Consider the following 22,500-nt stretch of genomic DNA (forward strand, 5'->3'; position numbering starts at 1 on the left):
GGGTGAGTGTCATGCTAAAATTATTGGCATTTATGCTGCTGGGATTATCCCCGCTATGGCCTCTTGGAGATAATCCCCTGCCTGGAGATCCATTCCTTATCATCAATAAAAGTACAAACGAATTGACGCTAATTGATGATAATCGGGTGCAGACCGTTATTAGTGTCGCAACAGGAAAAAGGGAGGAGCTTACCCCAGAAGGCTTGTTCACCGTCACAGTAAAAGCGGAGAATCCTTATTACCGGAAGAAGAATATTATGGGCGGAGACTCAAAAAATCCACTTGGCACGAGATGGATTGGATTTGATGCGGAAGGAACAGATGGAAGAACATATGGAATTCACGGGACAAATAATCCTGCTTCCATTGGTCATTATGTGTCAGAAGGCTGCGTGAGAATGCAAAATGAGGTAATTGAATCCATTTATCAAACAGTACCACTTGGAACAAAAGTATTAATTACTGATTCGAAACAAGGTTCAGAAGCTCTAGCAATTGAATACGGAGCAATTAATCATGAATGAGTTAGATAATAAAAAAGCTGATTTTAGCCTAATAGCGCTAAAACCAGCTTTTTTTTAGAATAACATACCTATACCAATCAGCAAGGTTGATAATAACATGATGAAAATCATTAAGTAGACAACGAATTTCTGAAATTTTTTATTTCTCATAAATTCCTCCAATTACTCTCTCTATGTCCTTTTATTTTACTAGGAAAAGCATAAAGTAACAACTATAAAGAAATTTCCAACAAACTTAGAGATTATATTTCAAACATTTGCTACTTTAGGTGTATACTAATAAAGTGAGTACTTATTTGGAGGAACGAAATATGATTAATAATGAACGTTTATTGAACCAATTTTTGGAGCTTGTACAGGTTGATTCTGAAACAAAATATGAAAAAGAAATTTGTGCATTGCTTAAAAGTAAATTCGAGGCACTTGGATTAGACGTATTTGAAGATGATACGACAGCTGTAACTGGGCATGGTGCGGGGAACTTGATTTGTACCCTTCCAGGTACTGTTGAGGGAGCAGATCCGATTTATTTCACATCCCATATGGATACAGTAGTGCCAGGTGTTGGTATTAAGCCTTCCATTAAGGATGGGTATGTTGTAACAGACGGCACGACTATTTTGGGTGCTGACGATAAAGCAGGTCTTGCAGTTATGCTGGAGGTTATCACTGTTTTGAAAGAGCAGTCTATCCCGCATGGCACGATTCAGTTTGTTATAACAGTTGGGGAAGAGTCAGGTTTGGTTGGTGCAAAAGCTCTTGATCCATCATTGGTAAAGGCTAAATACGGCTATGCATTAGACAGTGATGGAAGCGTTGGGAATATTGTCGTTGCTGCACCAACACAAGCAAAGGTGAAAGCAACAATTCTTGGAAAAACAGCGCACGCCGGTGTAGCGCCTGAAAAGGGTATTTCCGCTATTACCATTGCATCAAAAGCGATTTCTAAGATGCCGCTTGGCAGAATAGACAGTGAGACAACAGCGAATATTGGACGATTTGAAGGCGGACAGCAAACAAACATCGTTTGTGACCATGTGGAAATATTAGCAGAAGCCCGTTCTTTGATTGGTGAGAAAATGGAAGCTCAAGTGGAAAAAATGAAGAATGCCTTTGAGTCTGCTGCTAAAGAAATGGGCGGCCAGGCGATTGTCGATGTTGAAGTGATGTATCCAGGCTTTAAGTTCGGTGAAGGCGACCATGTTGTTGAGGTTGCTCGTAAAGCTGCAGCGAAAATTGGCAGAAGCTGTGAGTTACAGCAAAGCGGTGGCGGAAGTGACGCTAATGTCATTTGTGGTTTTGGTATTCCTACAGTGAACCTTGCTGTTGGCTATGAGGAAATACATACAACAAATGAAAGAATGCCGATTGAAGAATTGAATAAATTGGCGGAAATGGTTGTAGCAATCATTGAGGAAGTTGCAGCAAGTAAATAATAGAGCAGAAGCACTTCCCCATTTATGGGGAAGTGCTTTTTTATTTGTATTACTATTCAGAAATAATAGGCGAAATATTGGAGGATAATTTCTTGCCCGTTTGCTTAAGCAGGAATTAGGCTTTTTTATAGAGGAAATCAATGAAAATTAGTATAATAATACTAGGTAGATTTCGAAATTATTGATTTTACATAAAAGTTTATAGAGAAAGCGGGAGAAAAACGAATGATAGAAGCTATAGATAAAGCCGTTATATTTCAAGTAGGAGCTGGAGAATACGCTATTTCCATTCAGGATGTTATATCCATTGAAAAAGAGGAAAATATAACTAGTGTTGCCCAGCTGCCATCATATGTAATTGGTATTACGAAGGTGAGAGATGAGCTTATTCCAGTGATTGATCTGGAAAATATCCTGTATAACAAAACATCAACATCATCAGAGCATAACAGACTTATTGTCATTAGACAGGAGGAGCTATCATTTGCTGTCCTTGTTCATGCAGCGAAAGAAATAATTGATGTGAAAGCCGAAATGGTCAAGCAAGCAGGCCTAACTGTTTACCAAAAGACAAGTTATTTTACTGGTGTTTTAAACTTAGAGGATCGCTTAATCATGATGATTGATCCGAAAATTTTACTTGATTCACTTGCAGGCATTAAGGATATCAAGGATTATATGAATAAACAGCCTGTGTAATAGATGAGGATTGGTGGGTGCTATGAAGGAGTTCTATCCGAAAAAAGGCAGAGTAATATTGCATGTTGATATGAACAGTTTTTATGCATCAGTAGAAATGGCATATGACCCTGAATTAAAAGGAAAACCACTTGCTATCGCTGGAAATGTGGAGGAACGAAAAGGGATTATCATCACTTGCAGCTATGAGGCCAGAAAATTTGGCGTGAAAACAACGATGCCTTTATGGGAAGCGAAAAAACTGTGTCCCAATATGATTATTAAGAAGCCGCAGTTTGACAGATATCGAACAGCTTCTGTTGCCATGTTTGATATTTTGCGTGAGTTTACTGACTTAGTTGAGCCTGTTTCAATTGATGAGGGTTATCTCGATATTACAGAGAGTTATAAACTTGGAACACCGTTAGAAATAGCGGAAACCATTCAAAAAAGAATATACGACAGACTCGATTTACCATGCAGTATTGGGATTGCTCCTAATAAATTTCTCGCAAAAATGGCGTCTGATTTTAAGAAACCAATGGGAATTACGGTTTTGCGGAAAAGAGATGTTCCTTCTGTGCTTTGGCCGCTTGCGGTGGAGGAAATGCACGGTATTGGTAAGAAGACAGGCGAAAAGCTCAGGAGCCAAGGGATTGAGACAATTAAGGCCCTTGCAGAGGCTGATTCTATCCAGCTGAAGGGATTGCTTGGTATCAATGGGCCACGGCTTAAGGATCGAGCAAACGGTTTTGATAACAGACATGTCGATCCGCAAAGTGCAAATGAATTTAAAAGTATCGGTAACTCGACGACACTTACTAAGGATACGTCAAACCAGCAGGAGCTATTTCTGACAATAGCTGAGCTGGCACACAAAGTCGCAACGCGCATGAAGCGCAAGAAAGTCCACACAAAGGGGATAAGCATTACAATCCGCTATAGTAACAGAAAGAACTTTTCAAAAAGCAAAAAGCTGAATAATCCACTTAAGTCAGAAAGTGATTTAATAGAGGTCAGTAAGGAATTATTTCTGCAGGGCTGGGATGGGAATCCTGTTAGACTGCTTGGTATTACTGCGACAGACTTAGTAGAAAACAACTATGTTGCCAAACAGCTAGACTTGTTTTCATTTGAGAAGGAAGCGGAAAAGGAACCGTTATGGAAAACGATTGAACAGCTGAAGGAGAAGTATGGCACGAAGATTATTGAACCTGCCTCTGAGCGAAATGGTATATCAAAATCTGATGAAGATGTTGGTACTCAAACAAGTTTTAACAAAGATTTCCTTCAAGGAAAGTAGTTTTTAAGATAATTTGCTTTTTGAGAAAATTTTTTTCAGAATTTCGATGAAAGTTTGTTGGGAATGAGCTAGAATAGTTGTATAAATAGTAGAATCTTGCTAAAGTAAAGTGAATTCAACTATAAAGCTAAGGATACATAGTTTAGAAGGGACGTTAAAAGATGACAAAACAGCAATTTGGGGTTATTGGTTTAGCAGTAATGGGTAAAAACCTTGCTATGAACATCGAGAGCAGAGGCTATACTGTTTCAGTATTCAACCGTTCTAAAGAAAAAACGGAAGAAATGCTGCAAGAAACAGAAGGCAAGAACATTTTCGGAACATACACAATGGAAGAGTTTGTGCAATCATTGGAAGTGCCTCGCAAAATCATGCTTATGGTTAAAGCAGGCCCAGCAACTGATGCTACAATCGAACAATTAAAGCCATTGCTTGATAAAGGCGACATTGTTATTGATGGAGGAAACACTTTCTTCGTAGATACACAACGACGCAACAAAGAATTAAGTGAGCTTGGAATCCACTTTATCGGTACAGGTGTATCCGGCGGAGAAGAGGGAGCTCTTAAAGGGCCATCTATCATGCCTGGTGGACAAAAAGAAGCTTATGAGCTTGTAGCTCCTATCTTCCAAGATATCTCCGCTAAAGTGAACGATGAGCCATGTACAACATACATCGGTCCAGACGGTGCTGGCCACTATGTAAAAATGGTTCATAACGGAATTGAATATGGAGATATGCAATTAATCTGTGAAGCATACTTCATCATGAAGCATGTTCTTGGCCTTGAAGCTCAAGAATTGCATGAAGTGTTTGCTGACTGGAACAAAGGCGAGCTTGACAGCTACTTGATCGAAATCACTGCAGATATCTTCACTAAAGTGGATGAAGAAACTGGTAAGCCACTAGTAGACTTGATCCTTGACACTGCAGGCCAAAAAGGTACTGGTAAATGGACAAGCCAAAGTGCATTAGACTTAGGTGTTCCGCTTCCAATGATTACTGAATCAGTATTTGCACGTTTCATTTCTGCAATGAAAGATGAGCGTACAAAAGCTAGCAAAGTATTGTCTGGACCAGAAATCAAAGCATTTACTGGCGATAAAGCAGCATACATTGAGTCTGTTCGCAAAGCGCTATACTTGAGCAAGATTGTTTCTTATGCGCAAGGTTTCGCGCAAATGAGAGCTGCATCTGAAGAGTATAACTGGGATCTTAACTACGGTGAGATTGCGATGATTTTCCGTGGAGGCTGCATTATCCGTGCACAATTCCTACAAAAAATCAAAGATGCTTATGACCGTGACCCAGAATTGAAAAACCTATTGCTTGATCCTTACTTCAGCGATATCACAGAGCAATACCAATCTGCTCTTCGCGAAGTAATTTCAGGTGCTGTATTAAACGGTATTCCTGTACCAAGCTTTGCTGCTGCACTAGCTTACTTTGACAGCTATCGTACAGAAACACTTCCAGCAAATCTTCTTCAAGCACAACGTGACTATTTCGGTGCACACACATACCAACGCACTGATAAAGAAGGCGTATTCCACACTAACTGGATGAAATAATAAGCTAAACAAAAAAACACCTATATGGTGTTTTTTTGTTTGCTTGCTTTTATACAAAGTCAATATCAATACATACAATTTCCGAACGGCTTCCTAATCGAATCGGAGGTCCCCAAAAGCCAAACCCAGATGATACAATTGCATGAAGCTGCTCCTTTTGTTTATAGCCCCAATCGAGTTCAAATACCCTTCTAGTAATGAAATGATTTGGTGCCATTTGACCTCTATGTGTATGGCCAGATAAGGATAAATCGATGCCCTCCTCCATTGCTTGCACTAACTCTGCAGGCTGGTGATCCATCATAATAACAGGAAAATCGGCAGGTTTTTGTTTCACCAGTTCCTTGATAGGCAAGCGCTTTGTATCTGTCTTATCCTTTCTGCCAATCAGGATAAACCGGTCATCTATTACTTCTGTCTCATCCATTAATATCTTTACACCGACACGATCCATTTCCTCCAAAAATTCCGGTATTTTATTGCCATAATATTCATGGTTTCCTAGCACGCCATAAATTCCTAACGGAGCAGTTAATTCCATCATTTTATCGCCCATTTTTTTACGGAGGAAAGGAATAGGGTCATCGTCAATAATATCTCCTGGAAAAAGAATAATATCTGGTGTCAGCCCATTGATTCGCTCAACAAGACGGTTTAAATGAGCATTGCCTGAAAGTGTGCCGAAATGCATATCTGATGCCATTGCTATTCTCAGCTTGCTTGGTTTTGCTGCTGTTTTAGGTATCATAAGCTCATATTGTTTGATAACAGGGGAGTATGCATTATAACTCCCGGCAATCAGTAAATAGGCAAATATTATAAAGGTGGCAATCCCGATCATAGCAATTGTTTTATCAGCATCTGTATATCTTGAAATAATGTATGCTATCAAGTCAGCTAATGGCAGGATAAGGACAGCATATTGAAGAAAACCGAGCCAGTAGGAACCGACAATTCGGAATAGGGGAATGGACCGAATGAGATGGCCGGCAAAATACGAATAAGCGACAATTAGCAGAATAGCTGTCAAAACAGGAACATATACACTCGGCAGCAATACCTTGAGCCATGTGAAGATATTCCAGCCAATATATAAAATAATTAAATTATATAGAAGAAACATGAGTAAGAACTGCAAGACTATTTTAGTTTTTCCCATAAAGCTTCGAAACTCCCATCATTTTGATAAGTACATAAAAACGTGAAATCGAGGATTTCACGTTTTTGATATTGTTATAATTATAATCAGCAAACATCTACTTCAAACTGGCTAAGTGGCCACCAGAAGAAGCCGTCTTTTTCAAGCAGTTCGTCTGATTCCTTCGGTCCCATGCTGCCAGCAGCATAGTTAGGGAAGTTTTCAGCAGTTGTGCTTGACCATGCTTGTGAGATTTTATCAACATAGCTCCAAGAAAGAGCTACCTCGTCCCAGTGGGTAAAGTTAGTTGCATCGCCATGAATGCTGTCATCAATCAGCTTTTCATATGCTTCAGGTGTATTGATGCTTGCAATGCCTGTGTTTGCATAGCTTAATTTAATTGGTGTAGCTTCCATATTTTGACCAGCTTTTTTAGCATTTAAATGCAAGGTAATGCCTTCTTCTGGCTGAATATGAATAACAAGCAAGTTTGGAGTAAGTGCTTGATCTTTCTTGTCGTAAAGGTTCATTGGAATGTCCTTGAACTGAACAACTATTTTGGTAGATTTTGATTCAAGGCGTTTTCCTGTACGGATATAAAAAGGCACTCCAGCCCAACGGAAGTTATCAATCATGACTTTTCCGGCTACAAATGTTTCTGTTTGTGATGCTGGATTAACCATTTGTTCTTCCCTGTAACCTGGTACTTCTTGGTCTTCGACAAGTCCTTTTCCATACTGGCCTCTGACAAAGTAGTTCTTTACGTCTTCCCCTTCAACAGGGCGCATCGCACGGAATACTTTAACCTTCTCAGAACGGATTTCATCAGGTGTTAGACGAATAGGCGGCTCCATTGCAAGCAACGCAACCATTTGCAGGATATGGTTTTGCACCATATCACGAAGTGCTCCGCTAGTTTCATAGTATCTGCCTCGTTCTTCAACACCCAAAACTTCACTTGAAGTAACTTGAATATTGCTGATATAGCGGTTATTCCATAGGTTTTCGAAAATGGCATTAGAGAAACGGATCGTTTCAATATTTTGTACCATTGCTTTACCTAAATAATGGTCAATTCGGTATACTTCATTTTCAGCAAATGCTGTCCGGATTTGTTCATTCAGCTCTTTTGCTGATTCTAGGTCATGGCCAAATGGCTTTTCGATGATAAGGCGTTTAAAGCCTGAAACATCTGTAAGACCATCCTGTTTAAGATGGATAGCAATCGGGCCAAAGAATTCAGGTGCCATTGCCAGATAGAACACACGGTTTCCGCCTAAACTGTATTTGTTGTCCAGGTCGTCCGCGATGTTTTTCAAAGCAGCATATGAACTGGAATCAGTAACATCATGTGAATGGTAGCAGAAGTGAGAAGCAAATGCTTCTAAATCCTTGCTTCCATCAATCGCTTCAGCGACAGAGTTCTGTACATTTTGTTTGAACTGCTCATCCGTTAACGTTCTTCTTCCTACACCGACTACAGCAAAGCGGGAAAGCTTGCCTTTTTGATACAAACGGTAAAGGGAAGGAAACAGCTTTCTGTTTGCCAAATCTCCAGTTGCCCCAAAAATCATGATTAACGCAGTAGAATGTTGATTTTGATTCACGTACATGGACCTCTTTTCTATATATATGTATGGATCTCAATGCTTTTATCTCCAATGGTGTTGATCTTGCCATGTTTTTTCTATGGTAAGCATCTTACTGGTATAGAATTTTAGCTGACTAAAATCATTTTAGCAAATATTATGTTTGAATATTTGAAAATTTTAATAAGTAGGCAGCCGCCATATCGATACCTAAAAAATATGTTATCTTTTTAGATATTACATGATAATAGGGAAACTTACTAGGAAAAAGTTTTAATATATTTGGATTAGGTCATTTTTTGCATTATACTGCTAGTATCAACGGTTATTTTGTGCAAATTATACAATGTTAGCATACCTAACCTCTTATATAGGTAAACAAGAGAAAAAGAGAAAGAAGTGATTGGTTTTTATGCAATTAACATTTTTAGGCACTGGTGCTGGAATACCAGCAAAAGCGAGGAATGTGACAAGCATCGCGTTAAAGCTGCTTGAGGAAAAAGGGAGCATTTGGTTATTTGATTGTGGCGAAGCGACACAGCATCAAATTTTACATACAAATATTAAGCCGCGAAGAGTGGAAAAGGTGTTTATTACTCACCTCCATGGTGATCATATATACGGTTTGCCAGGCTTTTTGGCTAGCAGATCCTTTCAAGGCGGAGAATCTCCACTGACTGTTTATGGTCCAAAAGGCATTGCAGACTATATTGCTGTCAGCTTGAAGGTCAGTCAAACTTATTTGAAATATGAACTGAATATAGTCGAAGTTAACGAGGGCATTATTTTGGACGAAGATCAGTTTTATGTCGAAGCGAAAATGCTAGAGCATGGTGTGCAAAGCTTTGGTTATCGAATTGTCGAAAAGGATCGGCCAGGCGCTCTCTTGACAGAAAAATTGGCGGAAATGGGAGTTAAGCCAGGACCACTCTTCAGAGAAATTAAAGCAGGCAAGGAAGTAACCCTTGAAAATGGCACCATCATTAACGGGAAGGACTTTGTTGGTCCTAGTATAAAAGGTAGAATAGTTACTATTCTCGGTGACACTAGAAGCTGTAGTGCTGCTGTAGAGCTGGCAAAGGCTGCAGATGTTTTAGTGCATGAAGCTACATTTTCAGAAAAAGAAGCGGCAATAGCGGGCGAGTATTATCATTCAACAGCAGGACAAGCCGCGACAAACGCAAAGGAAGCAGGCGTGAAATTCTTGATTCTTACACATATCAGTGCGAGATACGATACAACAGAAACATTGCTAGAGGAGGCACAAGCAATCTTTCCAGCTTCATCTGTAGCGGAGGACTTTAAAGAGTATGAGATTCCAGCTTATAAAGAATAGCAAGTAAATGAAGAGGTGAAGCGATGAGAGACTTACAAGGCAAGAATATTATCATTACAGGTGCGTCCTCCGGAATCGGAGAAAGGCTGGCTGAGAATGCAGCAAGGCTCGGTGCTAGACCAATCCTTATTGCAAGATCAGAAGACAAGCTGAAGGAAATTGCGGCGAGAATACAGAAAGAGACAGCAGCAGAGCCCCTTTATTTTGTGTTGGATGTCAGTGATTTGACGATGGTTCATGAGGTTTTTACAGAAATATATATAAAGGTAGGATTTGTCGATATTCTCGTTAACAATGCTGGCTTTGGCATTTTTGAGTATTTGCATGAAACAAATATGCAGGATATGGAAAGAATGTTTGCAGTAAATGTGCTCGGTCTTATTTCGTGTACAAAAGAGGTTCTACCGTCTATGCTGCAGGAAAACAAGGGGCATATTATTAATATCGCTTCACAAGCCGGCAAGCTTGCCACAGCAAAATCGTCTGGTTATTCTGCCACAAAGCATGCTGTTTTAGGCTTTACAAATAGTCTCCGGATGGAGGTAGCGAAAACTGCTATAAATGTAAGTGCTGTTAATCCTGGGCCAATTGATACCAATTTCTTTGAAATAGCAGATAAGTCCGGCAACTATGTAAAGAACGTACAGAAATTTATGCTTACAACAGATTACGTAGCAGACCGTATTACCGCAATGCTTTTAAGGCCAAAAAGAGAGCTAAACCTGCCAGGGTGGATGAATGCAGGGAGTATTCTGTACAGTTTATTTCCGCGCATAGCAGATCGGGTAATGGGCGGTATGCTTGATAAAAAATAATCACTCTGGGGGACTCTGTTTATAAATCATAGGATGTATCTTATAATTTCATGCAGGTCTGTTTGAAGTAATATCCATTAGCACAGCCGTTCTTTTTAGTGTTAAATGGTAGTATCCTACTAGATTTTATTATATACTAGTTTCAATCTGTAAGGGAAAAGCTTCTATAATAGAAGCATTATGGGATAGAAAGAGGGAGACAACATGGAAAAAGCGACATTTGCAGGCGGATGCTTTTGGTGTATGGTAACACCTTTTGACGAGCTTCCTGGAATTGGCGGTATTGTGTCAGGCTATACGGGAGGACATATCGAAAATCCTACATATGAGCAAGTAAAAACAGGAACTACTGGACATGCGGAAGTGGTAGAAATCACCTTTGATCCAGAGTTATTTCCATACGAAAGACTGCTAGAACTATATTGGCAGCAAATTGATCCAACAGACAGCGGCGGGCAATTTCATGATAGAGGCTCTCAATATCGTACGGCGATTTATTATCATAATGAAAAGCAAAAGCAGCTGGCAAAGGAGTCAAAAAAGGCAATTGAGGAAAGTGGCCGTTTCAAAAAGCCGATTGTTACCGAAATTGAGCCTGCTGTAACTTTTTATCCTGCTGAGGAATATCACCAGGACTATCATAAGAAAAACAAGCAGCATTATAAAGAGGACAGAGAAAAGTCTGGCAGAGATGAATATATAAACGAACATTGGCAGTAAGAAAAAAGGCTGTGCAAGGAACCTTGCACAGCCTTTTTCGTTCCAATATGATAATTCTGTTTGCAAAAGTTTCAGAGTTTTAAACAATTTCACTCTCTAATAAAGCATCTGCCCATTATTTCATAACGTACTCCTGCAAAAAGTCATCAATTACTTGCTCGTATTCTTGCTTATTTTCATTATAGCTTTGAGCATGGAACCCGTTTAATGCAAGAAATAGCTTCTTCGGTCCCTTTTTCTTTTCGAACAGCTTTTGTGTCATTTCAGGCAATATAAAGGTGTCCTTTTCACTATGGATAAATAGCATCGGCTTCTCAATTTTATCAATTACAGCAATGGGGGAAACTTGGCGGATGGAATATCGCTGTCTTGCCCGCAGGACCAAATCAGCAATTGGCAAGAAAAGATTACCCGGCACCTTCATTTCTGCTTTGACTAAATGGTTCAATTGTTCACCAAAGTCAGAGAAGGGACAATCAGCAATATAGAAATCAGCTCCATCCTCGACCATGCCAGCATACAAAATCATCGTAGCAGCACCCATTGATTCTCCGTGAATTCCTAATAGTATATCTTCGCCTTTATCCGCCTTTAACCAATCAACAACGGCCTTTAAGTCAAATTTCTCGAAATGACCAAAGCTTGTTGTTTTACCGCCAGACTCGCCATGTCTGCGATGATCATAGATAATGACATTAAATCCTCTTTCTAAAAACATGTTCATATATTTGATGGAATTTAGTTTATTTTCAGTTACTCCATGAGCAATAATAATATAGCGCTTATTAGGATATGGCTCTGTAGCAATTGCTTTTAACATATAGCCATATGGAGACGGAATATTTATTTCCCTTTTTTTTAGTGTCTCCAATGTCACAGGATCAAGCCTTCCAGCGGCCTTTTCTCTGTTAAAGATAAATTCGTCCTCTTTTTTCTTCATATACATCAACCTATTTGTGCAGTAAACACCGATGGATGTAAAAAATATCAAGAATGAAAAGAAATAGCGAAAAAATTTTTTCACATTCATTCCCCCGAACAAAATAATTTCATTTCAAAAAACTACTATGAGTTTACCATTATTTTCTAAAGAAACAAAGCAGGCAATAGTAGAAAATACAACCTTTTTAGGCTACCGATACATATATACAAAAATAAGGATACCCGTAATTTGGCAGATTTAATCAGAAGAGCATATACATATGGAGCTGGGGAAAGGTATCTCACTGAAAAATAGCAAGAATAGTAACAGTATACGGCTTGTTTCATTACGTGACACACCGTTTTTCCCGGAAATAGAGCCTGTTAGTGGACAGAAGCGCGGAAATGAACGGGAACCAAAAAATATGGTATGATACAAGCAAGTGCAAACAGAAAGGTTGATCATTAATGGCAGAGCATCATTTTCATTTAAAGGCAAACTGGCCAGGGCTTCGCAATGATATCGGTACAATTGAAAGCGGGAACTTAAAAACGCAAATTTCTATCCCGCAGGAAATGGATGGGCCAGGTGTCGGGACAAATCCGGATGAAATGCTTTTAGGTGCGGCAGCAACTTGTTTCATTATCACGTTGGCTGCTATGATGGAAAGAAGCAATTTGAACAAAAAAAGCTTAAACCTAGAATCGGAAGCGATTGTAGATGTGACAAACGGTGTCTTTACTTATAAAGAGATTATCCATCGTCCAACAATTATATTAAATGATGAAGCGACACAAAAGGACGTGGCGCTTGCAGCAAGGCTTGCTGAGAAAGCGGAGGCATCCTGCATGATTACAAGAGCAATTAAAGGCAATGTTAAAGTTAGTCTGGAAGAGACGATACGAATCGGTGAATAAATAGTAGGGGAGATTTACATGAAAAAGAAACAAAACAGACAGACAAAAAAAGAAACCAGCGATAAGCCAGTAACACTAGGAGATATGCTAAATGAGCAGCTTGCAAAGCAATTAAAGGATAAGAAGCAGGAACTTAAGGCGGAAGAGGAAGAAAGACTAAAAGCAGAAGAAGCAAGAAAAAAAGAAGAACGCCGCCAAAAAGAAAAAAACAAAAGCTTTGAAGAGCTTCTGAACGATACTCCGATGAACTGGAAAGAATTCAAATAAAAGCAGCAGGATGACCCTGCTGCTTTTATTATTATCTATGATCTTTATAAATGGATGCCTTTGAAGCCTCCTGAATGATTTTTAGTTCATCTGGAGTAAGTGCAGCACTGTTAACAGCTTTAGCATTTTCTTGCAGCTGCAAAACACTGCTTGCACCAGCAATAACAGAGGCAACTGCAGGATTAGCAAGATTATATTGTACTGCCGCTTCCAGCAAGGAATGCTTGCCAGCGAATTTTTCCTTTAATGACTCTAATGTTGAGCGAAGTTCTTCTTCCGTGTATTCCATATAGCCCTTTGAAGAAAGCTTTCTCGCAAAATTGTCACTAAGCAACCCTTTTGCGACAGGTCCCCGTGCAACAACACTGATGCCATTTTCATGAAGCAGCGGCAATGCTTCTTCCTCTGGACGCCTGTCCAATACACTGTATTGCATCATAACAGATACAATATTAGAACGCTTTACATATTCCCTGATGACATTTGGACGAATGGAGGAAATGCCGTAATAACGGATATAGCCTTCTTCCTTCAATTCCTCAAACGCTTCAATCGTTTCATCGATAGGGTCATCCAATGTTCCACCATGGAGCTGATATAAATCAATGTAATCAGTGCCAAGACGCTTGAGGCTGTTTTTGGCAGCTTCCTTTATGTAAGATTTGCTGGCATCCCAAGTCCAGCCTTCTTTACCTTCCTGCCATTTATTGCCCGCTTTACTGGCAATGATGATATCCTCACGATTTTGCTTAAAGAATTTGCCGAGTAATTGCTCATTTTGTCCGAGGTCATACAAATCAGCTGTGTCAAAATAATTAATACCAGCTTCCATTGCTGCCTCCAGCACAGGGAAAGCCGTTTTTTCGTCTGTTCCTAAGCTCATGCATCCAAGACCAAGTGCAGAAATATATAAATCAGATTGTCCTAAACGGTTCTTTTTCATCATAAACACCTCTCTCATGTTAAGCTTGCCTCTTTATTTTATCGAAAAGAAGACGCAGAAGACAAAGGATGTGCCCTATTTTTTGTCTTCTTTTTTTCTTTGCGGTGTATCTGCATCTATCCAGTCTTTTACAAACTTATAGTCTTTTTGATAATTTTTAAGCATATGCCGCACCTGCCAAGCCTTGCCTGTCAGGATAATTGCGTTTTGTTGTTTAGAAATCTTCAAGGATTGCCTCCGTTTCCTTCCCTTTTGGAAGGGGAAATAAGTATAATGAAATATATGAAAATGGGTTTAGAAAATAGAACAGGAGTGAAACACAGATGGAAAATTTAGAAGAAAAAACAATCAGCACAAAGGAAATCTTTAAAGGAAGAATTATTTCTCTGCAAGTCGATGAGGTGCTGCTTCCGAATGGGAACACATCGACACGGGAAATCATTAAGCATCCTGGTGCGGTAGCTGTTATTGCCATAACAGAGGATGATAAGCTTGTTGTAGTGGAACAATACAGAAAAGCCTTTGAAAAAGCGATTATTGAGATTCCGGCAGGTAAGCTGGAAAAGGACGAGGATCCTGCCGTTTGTGCAAGCAGGGAGCTTGAGGAAGAAACTGGCTATGGCTGTAAGGACTTGGAGCATATTACCTCCTTTTATACATCGCCAGGCTTTGCAGATGAACTAGTTCATATCTACTTAGCAAAAGGACTATATAAAAAGGAGGATGCAGCAGGACTTGATGAGGATGAGTTTGTGAATCTTATGGAAATCTCATTAGAAGAAGCGCTTGATTTAATGAAGGAGCAAAAAATTCTTGATGCAAAAACAATGTATGCTGTTCAATACTGGCAGCTTCTTGGAAAATAAGGTGATAGGGATGAAACAAATATTTACAGACCTGCATATTCATATTGGCAGAACAGCAAGCGGTAAAGCCGTTAAAATAACCGGATCTCGGAACTTGACCCTTTTGAACATCATTGAGTATGCGAGTTTTCAAAAGGGACTTGATATGATTGGGATTATTGATTGTCATTCACCTGAAGTATTAATGGAAATGGATACATACATAGCAGAAGGCAGAATGACGCAAAAGAATGGCGGCGGTCTGGAAATGGATGGTATCACGATTATTCCTGGCTCTGAGTTAGAGATATATGATGATACATGCAGTGGACCGATCCATGTGCTCTGCTACTTGCCGACATTGAACGCAATGAAGGGATTTTCCTTATGGCTGTCTGGCAAAATGAAGAATATTCAATTAAGTTCACAACGCATATATGTGACAGGAATTGAGCTGCAGCGAAAGGTAAAGGAGCTTGGCGGCCTGTTTATTCCTGCTCATATCTTCACGCCGTTTAAAAGTATGTATGGAAGCGGTGTGAAGCAATCTCTTTCAGAGGTTTTCGATCCGTCACTCATTGATGCAGTCGAGCTAGGTTTAAGCTCAAATACAGAAATGGCCGATAATATAAAGGAGCTTCATGCTTATCCTTATGTAACAAATTCAGATGCCCATTCACTGGCGAAACTCGGCCGTGAATATCAAATTTTAGAGCTGAAGGAAGCATCCTTTCAAGAGCTGGAAAAGGCATTAAAGGGGATGGATGGCAGGAGCATTGTGGCGAATTATGGGATGGACCCGTTGTTAGGCAAATATCATGAAACTGTTTGCTTGAAATGTCATAAGCCACTAGGAGAAGAAGAAGCTGCTTGTAGCAGCTGTGGTCATAAAATCGTGAAAAAAGGAGTTGCTGCAAGGATTCAGGAGCTTTCAACAAACAGTACGAAACCAGAGCGGCCACCCTATATTCACCAAGTACCACTTGAATTCATCCCAGGTTTAGGAAACAAAACACTGGAGAAGCTGCTTACCTATTTCTCAACAGAAATGCAAATCATACATGCTGCACCATATGAAAAGCTGGCCGAAATAGTCCCAGTCAAAATAGCAGACTATATCAAAGCAGCAAGAGAAGGCAACCTGTCCCTCACAGTAGGAGGCGGAGGCCGTTACGGAAGTGTTTATATAAAGGAAGAAAATAAATAAAACAGAAAACAGTTTGTAACTCTAATTCAAAACCAAACTATTTTATCATTATTGATTAATAGTTTGGTTTTTTGTTTTTCTGTTTAGAAAGTATTATCTCTTCCTTTCCGGTTTAGCACAAAAACTGAATTCTATATGCTAAATATAATTGGTAGAAAAATACTAGAGTTACTAGTCATATGCTGTGCACTTGTTTCATAGAATGAAATAACAGATTGGCACAGAGGAGAGATAGCAATGAAAAAAAATAAGTACCAGAACATTCTAGCAAATCATTTTCGAGAACATTCCTCCATCTATTTATTTATTGCAGTGTTGTTTTTAATGGGTGTCATATTCGGTGCAATTGTGGTTAACAGCCTGACATTAAGCCAAAAAGAAGATCTTTTCTATTATTTATCACAATTTTTCAGCCAAATTTCCAACGGCAAGGTTGCAGACAGCAAAGACTTGTTTATTCAGAGCTTTTCTCATAACAGTAAATTCATCGGCTTAATGTGGCTTTTAGGCATTTCGATTATTGGGTTGCCTGTTATTCTCATTTTATTATTTATAAAAGGAATGGTTGTCGGGTTTACAGTCGGATTTTTAGTGAATCAAATGGGCTGGAATGGCTTTTTACTTTCTTTTGTTTCTGTATTGCCGCAAAATATCATTATCATTCCTGTGTTCATCATATCTGCAACATTAGCTGTTTCATTCTCTTTCAAGATGATCAGACAGCAATTTATAAAAAAAATGGGAGAACCAATGCTTCCGTTATTCGGGCGATACATGGTATTGTTGGTTGGGGCAATTGTTTCTTTAGTGATAGCTGCAGGTGTTGAAGCATATATTTCTCCTGGCTTAATGAAATCCATTGTTAATATGGTCGGCTCCTTTATAGGCGGCTTTAGTTTATAAAGTAATAGATTATAATGATTTTAAATAACAAATAATTATTGATTCTTATTTATAATAATTTTTATTAGGATTCTAATCCTTCTTCTGTTATAATGATATGGACAGTGGCTAGGGAGGGACTTTCGGAATGGAAAGTAGAATAGATAGAATAAAAAAGCTGTTGCATTCTTCGAGCTATAAATTGACTCCTCAGAGAGAAGCAACAGTGAGGGTTTTGCTAGAGAATGAAGAAGACCACTTAAGTGCAGAAGATGTTTACCTCCTTGTAAAAGAAAAATCGCCCGAAATTGGATTAGCGACAGTTTACCGGACTTTAGAACTCCTGACTGAGCTGAAAATCGTTGATAAAATAAATTTCGGTGATGGTGTTTCTAGATATGATTTACGACAAGAAGGTGCAGCTCACTTTCATCATCATTTAGTATGCATAGAATGTGGTGCTGTTGACGAGATTCAAGAGGATTTATTAGGAGATGTTGAAAAAGTAGTTGAACGTGACTGGAATTTTAAAATAAAAGATCACCGTTTAACCTTTCATGGAATATGTCATCGCTGCAATGAAAAAAGTGCAGATTAAAAAAAGAATGAGAAACCTTTTTCATATGGAGAAGGTTTTTTGATTTGTTTCATAGAATAGGCTCTATTATAGGTATATTTTCTTCGTAAACTGGCATAGCTTTTAATAAGAAACTAGTTTGGAGGAAAATTTATGCTGCAATGGTCTAAAGTTGTCTTTCGGACAGCAAAGGTATTTTTGCTTTTTGTTGGATGTACGATTCTTTTTTATTATGCACTTATATGGTTTAATGAAGAATATCAGGATTTTCATCGCTATGATGAACCGTCTGGAGCTGCTGTGAAAGTGAGCGGTGATGGGGAGGCTGAAGAGTTTTCCTGGAAAGAACGAATATTTCTTTTTTTCTTAAATGGGGAGTAATGATAAATGGAACAACAGCTAAAGGACTTTATGCATTATTTATTAGTGGAAAAGGGTTTGGCGAAAAATACACTAGTTTCTTATGAAAGGGATTTGAAATCCTATTGCAAGTATATAAGAGACATAGAACAAATTGGCCTGACTGATATTCAACGCGCACATATCGTTCGATTTTTGGGGTTTTTGAAGGATAATGGGAAGTCTTCCAAAACAATCGCCAGACATATAGCTTCCATCCGAGCATTTCATCAGTTTCTTTTCCGTGACAGGGTGACAGAAGAGGATCCGACTGTACATATTGAAACCCCGCAAGGAGAGCGGTCATTGCCTAAAGTGCTATCCATGCAAGAGGTGGAGGCATTGCTTGAATTTCCTAAAAAGCTCGATCATTTCGGAAAAAGGGACAAGGCAATGCTTGAGCTTTTGTATGCGACAGGAATTCGTGTAAGTGAATTGATTCAATTGAACATGGACGATGTTCATTTGATGATGGGATTTGTACGCTGTATCGGCAAAGGGAATAAAGAGAGAATTATTCCGATTGGCGGTGCTGCAACAAAGGCGATAACCGTTTATCTGGAAGAAGGAAGAGCAGATTTTTCGAATAAAAAAGAAAAATCAGATGCGCTCTTTCTTAACCATCATGGCAGAAGACTTTCCCGGCAAGGATTCTGGAAAATCCTTAAACGTCTTGGAAAAGAAGCAGCTATCAAAAAGGAAATCACTCCACATACTTTAAGGCATTCATTTGCTACCCATCTATTGGAGAATGGGGCAGATTTGCGGGCGGTTCAAGAGATGCTAGGACATGCTGATATCTCAACAACACAAATTTATACACATGTTACAAAAACTAGATTAAAAGATGTTTACAGTCAATATCATCCAAGAGCATAGGGTCAGCCCTTTCACCACCGACATTCGTATGGTGAAAGGCTGGCCCTAAAATAATTATAGGAAATAGATGTCAGACTTCTGACAATGTGCTATAATTTTTTTGGTTAAAGATACATACTAAAGGGTAAAATAGGATGATTAATTTATATTAGGAGGTAAAAAAATGTCCAAATATCCATTTAAAAGGGTATTCCTGATTGTGATGGATTCAGTCGGAATTGGTGAAGCACCAGATGCTGAAAAATTTGGCGATTTAGGTGCACATACCCTTGGTCATATAGCAGAAAAAATGAATGGCCTACAAATGCCGAATATGGGAAAATTAGGTTTGAGCAATATCGAGGTAATTAAAGGAATTGAAAAGGCAGACAAGCCTTTGGCACATTATACAAAAATGCAGGAAGCATCAAACGGGAAGGATACAATGACAGGCCACTGGGAAATCATGGGCTTGCGTATTGATACACCGTTCCGTGTTTTTCCAGAAGGATTTCCGGATGAGCTTCTGCAAGAACTAGAAGCAAAAACAGGCCGAAAAATTATCGGCAACAAGCCTGCAAGTGGTACGGAGATTCTAGATGAGCTTGGAGAAGAGCATATGAAATCAGGCGATTTAATCGTCTATACATCTGCTGATTCGGTTCTGCAGATTGCTGCACATGAAGAGGTAGTACCATTAAAAGAGCTTTATGAAATTTGTGAACTCGCAAGAGAATTGACTCTTGATGAGAAATATATGGTCGGCAGAATTATTGCAAGACCGTTTTTGGGTGAGCCAGGTAATTTCAAAAGGACTGCAAACCGTCATGACTATGCACTTAAGCCTTTCGATAGAACAGTGATGAATGAGTTAAAGGACAATGGGCTAGACAGTATTGCTATCGGAAAAATCTCGGATATATATGATGGGGAGGGTGTAACCCAATCACTACGAACAGTATCCAATATGGACGGAATGGATAAGCTTCTAGAAACATTACATATGGACTTTACAGGCGTAAGCTTCTTAAATCTTGTTGATTTTGATGCCCTTTATGGACACAGACGTGACCCAATCGGTTATGGAAAGGCACTAGAGGAATATGATGCAAGGCTGACAGAGGTATTGCCGCTCTTAAATGAAGATGATTTGCTTATTATTACGGCAGACCATGGCAATGACCCCGTTGCTCCTGGCACAGACCACACAAGAGAATATGTGCCTTTGTTAGTATATAATAAAGCAATCAGTGCTGGCCGTGAGCTTCCGTTAAGAGAAACATTTGCGGATATCGGTGCAACAATAGCAGATAATTTCCAAGTTACTTTACCTAAGCACGGCAAAAGTTTCTTGAAGGATTTAATATAAGGAGCAGTGAACATGGATTATACTAAAATTAAACAATCAGCAGACTTTTTAAAAGAAAAATATGCAGCAGTACCGAAGCTTGGGCTTATTCTAGGGTCAGGACTTGGTGTTTTGGCAGAGGAAATTGAAAATGCTGTCAAAATTCCTTATGAGCAAATTCCTGAATTCCCAGTATCTACAGTGGAAGGCCATGCAGGCCAGCTTGTCTTTGGAACAATTGGCGGTGTTGAAGTTGTCGCAATGCAAGGAAGATTCCACTATTATGAAGGCTATACTTTCGAAAAGGTAACATTCCCTATTCGTGTGATGAAAGAACTAGGTGTTGAAAACCTTATCGTAACAAATGCGGCAGGTGGTGTGAATGAAGCATTTGCTCCTGGGGACTTAATGTTGATTTCTGATCATATAAACAATATGGGAACAAATCCGTTAATCGGACCAAATGATTCTGCATTAGGTGTAAGATTCCCAGATATGTCTGAAGCATACTGCAAGAATTTACGTGCAGCTGCAAAAGACATCGCTGCCAATATTGGCTTAAAGGTGCAAGAGGGTGTTTATGTCGGTAATACAGGTCCTTCCTATGAAACACCTGCAGAGGTTAGAATGCTAAGAGTTTTAGGTGGAGATGCTGTTGGTATGTCAACGGTTCCAGAAGTAATTGTAGCAAGACATGCTGGTCTTAAAGTACTTGGAATTTCCTGCATCTCAAACATGGCAGCAGGCATTCTTGATCAGCCTCTTAACCATGAAGAAGTAATTGAAACAACGGAAAAGGTAAAAGCAGACTTCCTGAAATATGTTAAAGAATTAGTCAAAGAAATCGGCAAATAGTAGATAAGGGGATTCTCACTATGAAAATGCGCATGGTTGATTTAATTGAGAAAAAACGTGATGGACGCGAATTGACGGAAGAGGAAATTTCTTTCATTATTAATGGCTATACGGATGGTACAATACCTGACTACCAAATCAGTGCATTCACAATGGCAGTGTTTTTCCAAGGCATGACAGAAAAGGAACGAGCTGATTTAACAATGGCAATGGTTCATTCTGGCGATGTCATCGACCTGTCAGCAATTGAAGGAATCAAAGTTGACAAGCATTCTACAGGCGGCGTTGGCGACACGACTACACTTGTTCTTGGTCCATTAGTGGCAGCTGTCGGCGTTCCAGTCGCAAAAATGAGTGGACGCGGACTTGGTCATACTGGCGGAACAATCGATAAACTAGAAGCTGTTAAAGGCTTCCATGTTGAAATCGATAAAGAGGAATTTATTAAACTAGTAAATAAAAATAAGGTTGCTGTAATTGGTCAAAGCGGCAACTTAACTCCTGCAGACAAGAAATTGTACGCTTTAAGGGATGTTACGGCAACTGTAAACAGTATCCCGCTTATCGCAAGCAGTATTATGAGCAAAAAAATCGCTGCAGGTGCTGATGCGATTTGTCTTGATGTAAAAACGGGTGCAGGAGCATTCATGAAGTCATTGGATGATTCAAGAGAGCTTGCAGAAGCGATGGTAAGAATCGGTAATAATGTCGGCCGTAAAACGATGGCGATTATTTCAGACATGAGCCAGCCACTTGGATATGCAATTGGCAATGCACTAGAAGTAAAGGAAGCGATTGATACATTAAAAGGTCAAGGGCCAAAAGATTTATCAGAGCTGTGTCTTACTCTTGGATCTCAAATGGTATATTTGGCAGAAAAGGCTGATAGTATCGAAGCAGCAAGAGAATTGTTGGAAGAAGCAATCAAGAGTGGCAAGGCTTTGGAAACATTCAAGCTCTTCTTGGAATCTCAAGGCGGCGATGCAAGTGTTGTTGATCATCCTGAACGTCTCCCGCAGGCCCCGTTCAAGCTGGAGCTTCCTGCAAAAGTGTCGGGCTACGTGGCAGAAATCACTGCTGACAGTATTGGTACAGCAGCAATGATTCTCGGTGCCGGTAGAGCGACGAAGGAATCGGAAATTGATTTATCTGTTGGATTGGTACTTAACAAAAAGATCGGTGACAAGGTGGAGGCAGGCGAATCACTTGTAACCATTTACAGTAATACAGAAAATATTGATGATGTGAAGCAGAGATTGTATGAACATATTAAAGTCATAGACAAAAAAGTCGATGCTCCAGAATTGATTTATGAAGTAATTACTGGCTGATTTTGTGAAACAAGAAGGTCGAGGAAAACTCGATCTTCT

26 protein-coding genes are annotated in these 22,500 nt (G+C 39.4%); 20 read left to right on the forward strand and 6 right to left on the reverse strand.

From position 1 onward, the window contains the following. Positions 1–11 precede the first annotated feature (11 nt). Positions 12–524, forward strand: a complete 513-nt coding sequence (locus tag EM808_RS07390; protein WP_127737540.1) for a L,D-transpeptidase — start codon at positions 12–14, stop codon at positions 522–524. 54 nt (positions 525–578) lie between these two features. On the opposite strand, the gene prli42 is transcribed toward EM808_RS07390, so the two are convergent. After that, entirely contained in the window at positions 579–674 is a 96-nt protein-coding gene (gene prli42, locus EM808_RS28515) for a stressosome-associated protein Prli42 (RefSeq protein WP_150908772.1), read from the reverse strand. A 161-nt stretch (positions 675–835) separates the two neighbouring features. Here prli42 and EM808_RS07395 point away from each other — a divergent pair, with 161 nt between their 5' ends. The 4 genes from EM808_RS07395 (at position 836) to gndA (ending at position 5,512) form a co-directional block, all read left to right on the forward strand. Next, complete coding sequence (locus EM808_RS07395; RefSeq protein WP_127737541.1) at positions 836–1,960, forward strand: tripeptidase T; 1,125 nt, start codon at positions 836–838, stop codon at positions 1,958–1,960. Positions 1,961–2,185: 225 nt separating this feature from the next. Further along, entirely contained in the window at positions 2,186–2,659 is a 474-nt protein-coding gene (locus tag EM808_RS07400) for a chemotaxis protein CheW (RefSeq protein WP_285849505.1), read from the forward strand. 22 nt (positions 2,660–2,681) lie between these two features. Beyond that, a complete protein-coding gene (locus EM808_RS07405) occupies positions 2,682–3,941 on the forward strand; it encodes a DNA polymerase IV (protein ID WP_127737542.1) in 1,260 nt (419 codons plus the stop codon). A 161-nt stretch (positions 3,942–4,102) separates the two neighbouring features. Then, positions 4,103–5,512 (forward strand): NADP-dependent phosphogluconate dehydrogenase, encoded by a 1,410-nt coding sequence (gene gndA, locus EM808_RS07410; RefSeq protein WP_127737543.1) that lies wholly within the window; start codon positions 4,103–4,105, stop codon positions 5,510–5,512. A gap of 49 nt (positions 5,513–5,561) precedes the next feature. On the opposite strand, the gene EM808_RS07415 is transcribed toward gndA, so the two are convergent. Both EM808_RS07415 and zwf read right to left on the reverse strand, forming a co-directional pair. Continuing rightward, on the reverse strand, positions 5,562–6,671 hold the full coding sequence (locus tag EM808_RS07415; RefSeq protein WP_127737544.1) for a metallophosphoesterase: 1,110 nt from the start codon (positions 6,669–6,671) through the stop codon (positions 5,562–5,564). Between the two features lie 86 nt (positions 6,672–6,757). Then, the gene (gene zwf / locus EM808_RS07420; RefSeq protein ID WP_127737545.1) at positions 6,758–8,263 is read right to left on the reverse strand and encodes a glucose-6-phosphate dehydrogenase; all 1,506 of its coding nucleotides are present in this window, start codon (positions 8,261–8,263) and stop codon (positions 6,758–6,760) included. A gap of 388 nt (positions 8,264–8,651) precedes the next feature. Between zwf and rnz the strand changes: the two genes are divergently transcribed. From rnz to msrA, 3 genes are all read left to right on the forward strand, one after another. After that, positions 8,652–9,575, forward strand: a complete 924-nt coding sequence (gene rnz / locus EM808_RS07425; RefSeq protein ID WP_127737546.1) for a ribonuclease Z — start codon at positions 8,652–8,654, stop codon at positions 9,573–9,575. Between the two features lie 23 nt (positions 9,576–9,598). Beyond that, the gene (locus EM808_RS07430; RefSeq protein ID WP_127737547.1) at positions 9,599–10,390 is read left to right on the forward strand and encodes an SDR family NAD(P)-dependent oxidoreductase; all 792 of its coding nucleotides are present in this window, start codon (positions 9,599–9,601) and stop codon (positions 10,388–10,390) included. Positions 10,391–10,594: 204 nt separating this feature from the next. Then, positions 10,595–11,110, forward strand: a complete 516-nt coding sequence (msrA, locus tag EM808_RS07435; RefSeq protein ID WP_127737548.1) for a peptide-methionine (S)-S-oxide reductase MsrA — start codon at positions 10,595–10,597, stop codon at positions 11,108–11,110. Between the two features lie 115 nt (positions 11,111–11,225). Here the strand turns inward: msrA and EM808_RS07440 are convergent, their stop codons facing one another. Next, positions 11,226–12,134 (reverse strand): alpha/beta hydrolase, encoded by a 909-nt coding sequence (locus EM808_RS07440; RefSeq protein WP_127737549.1) that lies wholly within the window; start codon positions 12,132–12,134, stop codon positions 11,226–11,228. Positions 12,135–12,312: 178 nt separating this feature from the next. Between EM808_RS07440 and EM808_RS28520 the strand changes: the two genes are divergently transcribed. Genes EM808_RS28520 through EM808_RS07450 form a run of 3 tightly spaced genes read left to right on the forward strand, consistent with a single transcriptional unit; the run spans position 12,313 to position 13,216 of the window. Then, positions 12,313–12,465, forward strand: coding sequence for a hypothetical protein (locus EM808_RS28520; RefSeq protein ID WP_164849590.1), 153 nt, complete (start codon positions 12,313–12,315; stop codon positions 12,463–12,465). A 34-nt stretch (positions 12,466–12,499) separates the two neighbouring features. Continuing rightward, a complete protein-coding gene (locus EM808_RS07445; protein ID WP_127737550.1) occupies positions 12,500–12,949 on the forward strand; it encodes an OsmC family protein in 450 nt (149 codons plus the stop codon). 18 nt (positions 12,950–12,967) lie between these two features. Beyond that, a complete protein-coding gene (locus tag EM808_RS07450) occupies positions 12,968–13,216 on the forward strand; it encodes a YqkE family protein (RefSeq protein WP_127737551.1) in 249 nt (82 codons plus the stop codon). Between the two features lie 31 nt (positions 13,217–13,247). Here EM808_RS07450 and EM808_RS07455 read toward each other — a convergent pair whose 3' ends face one another. Continuing rightward, positions 13,248–14,159: an aldo/keto reductase gene (locus EM808_RS07455; protein ID WP_127737916.1), complete on the reverse strand. Its 912-nt coding sequence runs from the start codon at positions 14,157–14,159 to the stop codon at positions 13,248–13,250. Between the two features lie 75 nt (positions 14,160–14,234). Beyond that, positions 14,235–14,387 carry a Z-ring formation inhibitor MciZ gene (gene mciZ, locus EM808_RS07460; protein WP_127737552.1) on the reverse strand — a complete coding sequence of 51 codons (153 nt, stop codon included), beginning with the start codon at positions 14,385–14,387 and terminating at the stop codon, positions 14,235–14,237. Between the two features lie 95 nt (positions 14,388–14,482). Here mciZ and EM808_RS07465 point away from each other — a divergent pair, with 95 nt between their 5' ends. The 9 genes from EM808_RS07465 (at position 14,483) to EM808_RS07505 (ending at position 22,461) form a co-directional block, all read left to right on the forward strand. Then, positions 14,483–15,025: an NUDIX hydrolase gene (locus EM808_RS07465; protein ID WP_127737553.1), complete on the forward strand. Its 543-nt coding sequence runs from the start codon at positions 14,483–14,485 to the stop codon at positions 15,023–15,025. A 10-nt stretch (positions 15,026–15,035) separates the two neighbouring features. Continuing rightward, positions 15,036–16,211, forward strand: coding sequence for an endonuclease Q family protein (locus tag EM808_RS07470; protein WP_127737917.1), 1,176 nt, complete (start codon positions 15,036–15,038; stop codon positions 16,209–16,211). A 237-nt stretch (positions 16,212–16,448) separates the two neighbouring features. Further along, positions 16,449–17,114 carry a stage II sporulation protein M gene (gene spoIIM / locus EM808_RS07475; protein ID WP_127737554.1) on the forward strand — a complete coding sequence of 222 codons (666 nt, stop codon included), beginning with the start codon at positions 16,449–16,451 and terminating at the stop codon, positions 17,112–17,114. A gap of 127 nt (positions 17,115–17,241) precedes the next feature. Continuing rightward, positions 17,242–17,691 carry a ferric iron uptake transcriptional regulator gene (gene fur / locus EM808_RS07480; RefSeq protein WP_127737555.1) on the forward strand — a complete coding sequence of 150 codons (450 nt, stop codon included), beginning with the start codon at positions 17,242–17,244 and terminating at the stop codon, positions 17,689–17,691. Positions 17,692–17,823: 132 nt separating this feature from the next. After that, positions 17,824–18,051, forward strand: a complete 228-nt coding sequence (locus tag EM808_RS07485; protein ID WP_127737556.1) for a YqzK family protein — start codon at positions 17,824–17,826, stop codon at positions 18,049–18,051. A gap of 6 nt (positions 18,052–18,057) precedes the next feature. Further along, on the forward strand, positions 18,058–18,948 hold the full coding sequence (gene xerD, locus EM808_RS07490) for a site-specific tyrosine recombinase XerD (protein WP_127737557.1): 891 nt from the start codon (positions 18,058–18,060) through the stop codon (positions 18,946–18,948). A gap of 163 nt (positions 18,949–19,111) precedes the next feature. Beyond that, positions 19,112–20,296: a phosphopentomutase gene (deoB, locus tag EM808_RS07495; RefSeq protein ID WP_127737558.1), complete on the forward strand. Its 1,185-nt coding sequence runs from the start codon at positions 19,112–19,114 to the stop codon at positions 20,294–20,296. Positions 20,297–20,308: 12 nt separating this feature from the next. Continuing rightward, positions 20,309–21,130: a purine-nucleoside phosphorylase gene (locus EM808_RS07500; RefSeq protein WP_127737559.1), complete on the forward strand. Its 822-nt coding sequence runs from the start codon at positions 20,309–20,311 to the stop codon at positions 21,128–21,130. 26 nt (positions 21,131–21,156) lie between these two features. Continuing rightward, the gene (locus EM808_RS07505) at positions 21,157–22,461 is read left to right on the forward strand and encodes a pyrimidine-nucleoside phosphorylase (protein ID WP_127737918.1); all 1,305 of its coding nucleotides are present in this window, start codon (positions 21,157–21,159) and stop codon (positions 22,459–22,461) included. Positions 22,462–22,500 lie beyond the last annotated feature (39 nt).

This window comes from Niallia taxi (assembly GCF_004005475.1).
In the GTDB taxonomy this organism is placed as follows: Bacteria; Bacillota; Bacilli; order Bacillales; family Cytobacillaceae; genus Niallia; species Niallia taxi.

What these genes read in the sequence shown, in the direction of transcription:
- EM808_RS07390 (WP_127737540.1), top strand. Translation starts at nt 12, where the DNA reads ATGCTAAAATTATTGGCATTTATGCTGCTGGGATTATCCCCGCTATGG.
- prli42 (WP_150908772.1), bottom strand. Translation starts at nt 674, where the DNA reads ATGAGAAATAAAAAATTTCAGAAATTCGTTGTCTACTTAATGATTTTC.
- EM808_RS07395 (WP_127737541.1), top strand. Translation starts at nt 836, where the DNA reads ATGATTAATAATGAACGTTTATTGAACCAATTTTTGGAGCTTGTACAG.
- EM808_RS07400 (WP_285849505.1), top strand. Translation starts at nt 2,186, where the DNA reads ATGATAGAAGCTATAGATAAAGCCGTTATATTTCAAGTAGGAGCTGGA.
- EM808_RS07405 (WP_127737542.1), top strand. Translation starts at nt 2,682, where the DNA reads ATGAAGGAGTTCTATCCGAAAAAAGGCAGAGTAATATTGCATGTTGAT.
- gndA (WP_127737543.1), top strand. Translation starts at nt 4,103, where the DNA reads ATGACAAAACAGCAATTTGGGGTTATTGGTTTAGCAGTAATGGGTAAA.
- EM808_RS07415 (WP_127737544.1), bottom strand. Translation starts at nt 6,671, where the DNA reads ATGGGAAAAACTAAAATAGTCTTGCAGTTCTTACTCATGTTTCTTCTA.
- zwf (WP_127737545.1), bottom strand. Translation starts at nt 8,263, where the DNA reads ATGTACGTGAATCAAAATCAACATTCTACTGCGTTAATCATGATTTTT.
- rnz (WP_127737546.1), top strand. Translation starts at nt 8,652, where the DNA reads ATGCAATTAACATTTTTAGGCACTGGTGCTGGAATACCAGCAAAAGCG.
- EM808_RS07430 (WP_127737547.1), top strand. Translation starts at nt 9,599, where the DNA reads ATGAGAGACTTACAAGGCAAGAATATTATCATTACAGGTGCGTCCTCC.
- msrA (WP_127737548.1), top strand. Translation starts at nt 10,595, where the DNA reads ATGGAAAAAGCGACATTTGCAGGCGGATGCTTTTGGTGTATGGTAACA.
- EM808_RS28520 (WP_164849590.1), top strand. Translation starts at nt 12,313, where the DNA reads ATGGAGCTGGGGAAAGGTATCTCACTGAAAAATAGCAAGAATAGTAAC.
- EM808_RS07445 (WP_127737550.1), top strand. Translation starts at nt 12,500, where the DNA reads ATGGCAGAGCATCATTTTCATTTAAAGGCAAACTGGCCAGGGCTTCGC.
- EM808_RS07450 (WP_127737551.1), top strand. Translation starts at nt 12,968, where the DNA reads ATGAAAAAGAAACAAAACAGACAGACAAAAAAAGAAACCAGCGATAAG.
- EM808_RS07455 (WP_127737916.1), bottom strand. Translation starts at nt 14,159, where the DNA reads ATGAAAAAGAACCGTTTAGGACAATCTGATTTATATATTTCTGCACTT.
- EM808_RS07465 (WP_127737553.1), top strand. Translation starts at nt 14,483, where the DNA reads ATGGAAAATTTAGAAGAAAAAACAATCAGCACAAAGGAAATCTTTAAA.
- EM808_RS07470 (WP_127737917.1), top strand. Translation starts at nt 15,036, where the DNA reads ATGAAACAAATATTTACAGACCTGCATATTCATATTGGCAGAACAGCA.
- spoIIM (WP_127737554.1), top strand. Translation starts at nt 16,449, where the DNA reads ATGAAAAAAAATAAGTACCAGAACATTCTAGCAAATCATTTTCGAGAA.
- fur (WP_127737555.1), top strand. Translation starts at nt 17,242, where the DNA reads ATGGAAAGTAGAATAGATAGAATAAAAAAGCTGTTGCATTCTTCGAGC.
- EM808_RS07485 (WP_127737556.1), top strand. Translation starts at nt 17,824, where the DNA reads ATGCTGCAATGGTCTAAAGTTGTCTTTCGGACAGCAAAGGTATTTTTG.
- xerD (WP_127737557.1), top strand. Translation starts at nt 18,058, where the DNA reads ATGGAACAACAGCTAAAGGACTTTATGCATTATTTATTAGTGGAAAAG.
- deoB (WP_127737558.1), top strand. Translation starts at nt 19,112, where the DNA reads ATGTCCAAATATCCATTTAAAAGGGTATTCCTGATTGTGATGGATTCA.
- EM808_RS07500 (WP_127737559.1), top strand. Translation starts at nt 20,309, where the DNA reads ATGGATTATACTAAAATTAAACAATCAGCAGACTTTTTAAAAGAAAAA.
- EM808_RS07505 (WP_127737918.1), top strand. Translation starts at nt 21,157, where the DNA reads ATGCGCATGGTTGATTTAATTGAGAAAAAACGTGATGGACGCGAATTG.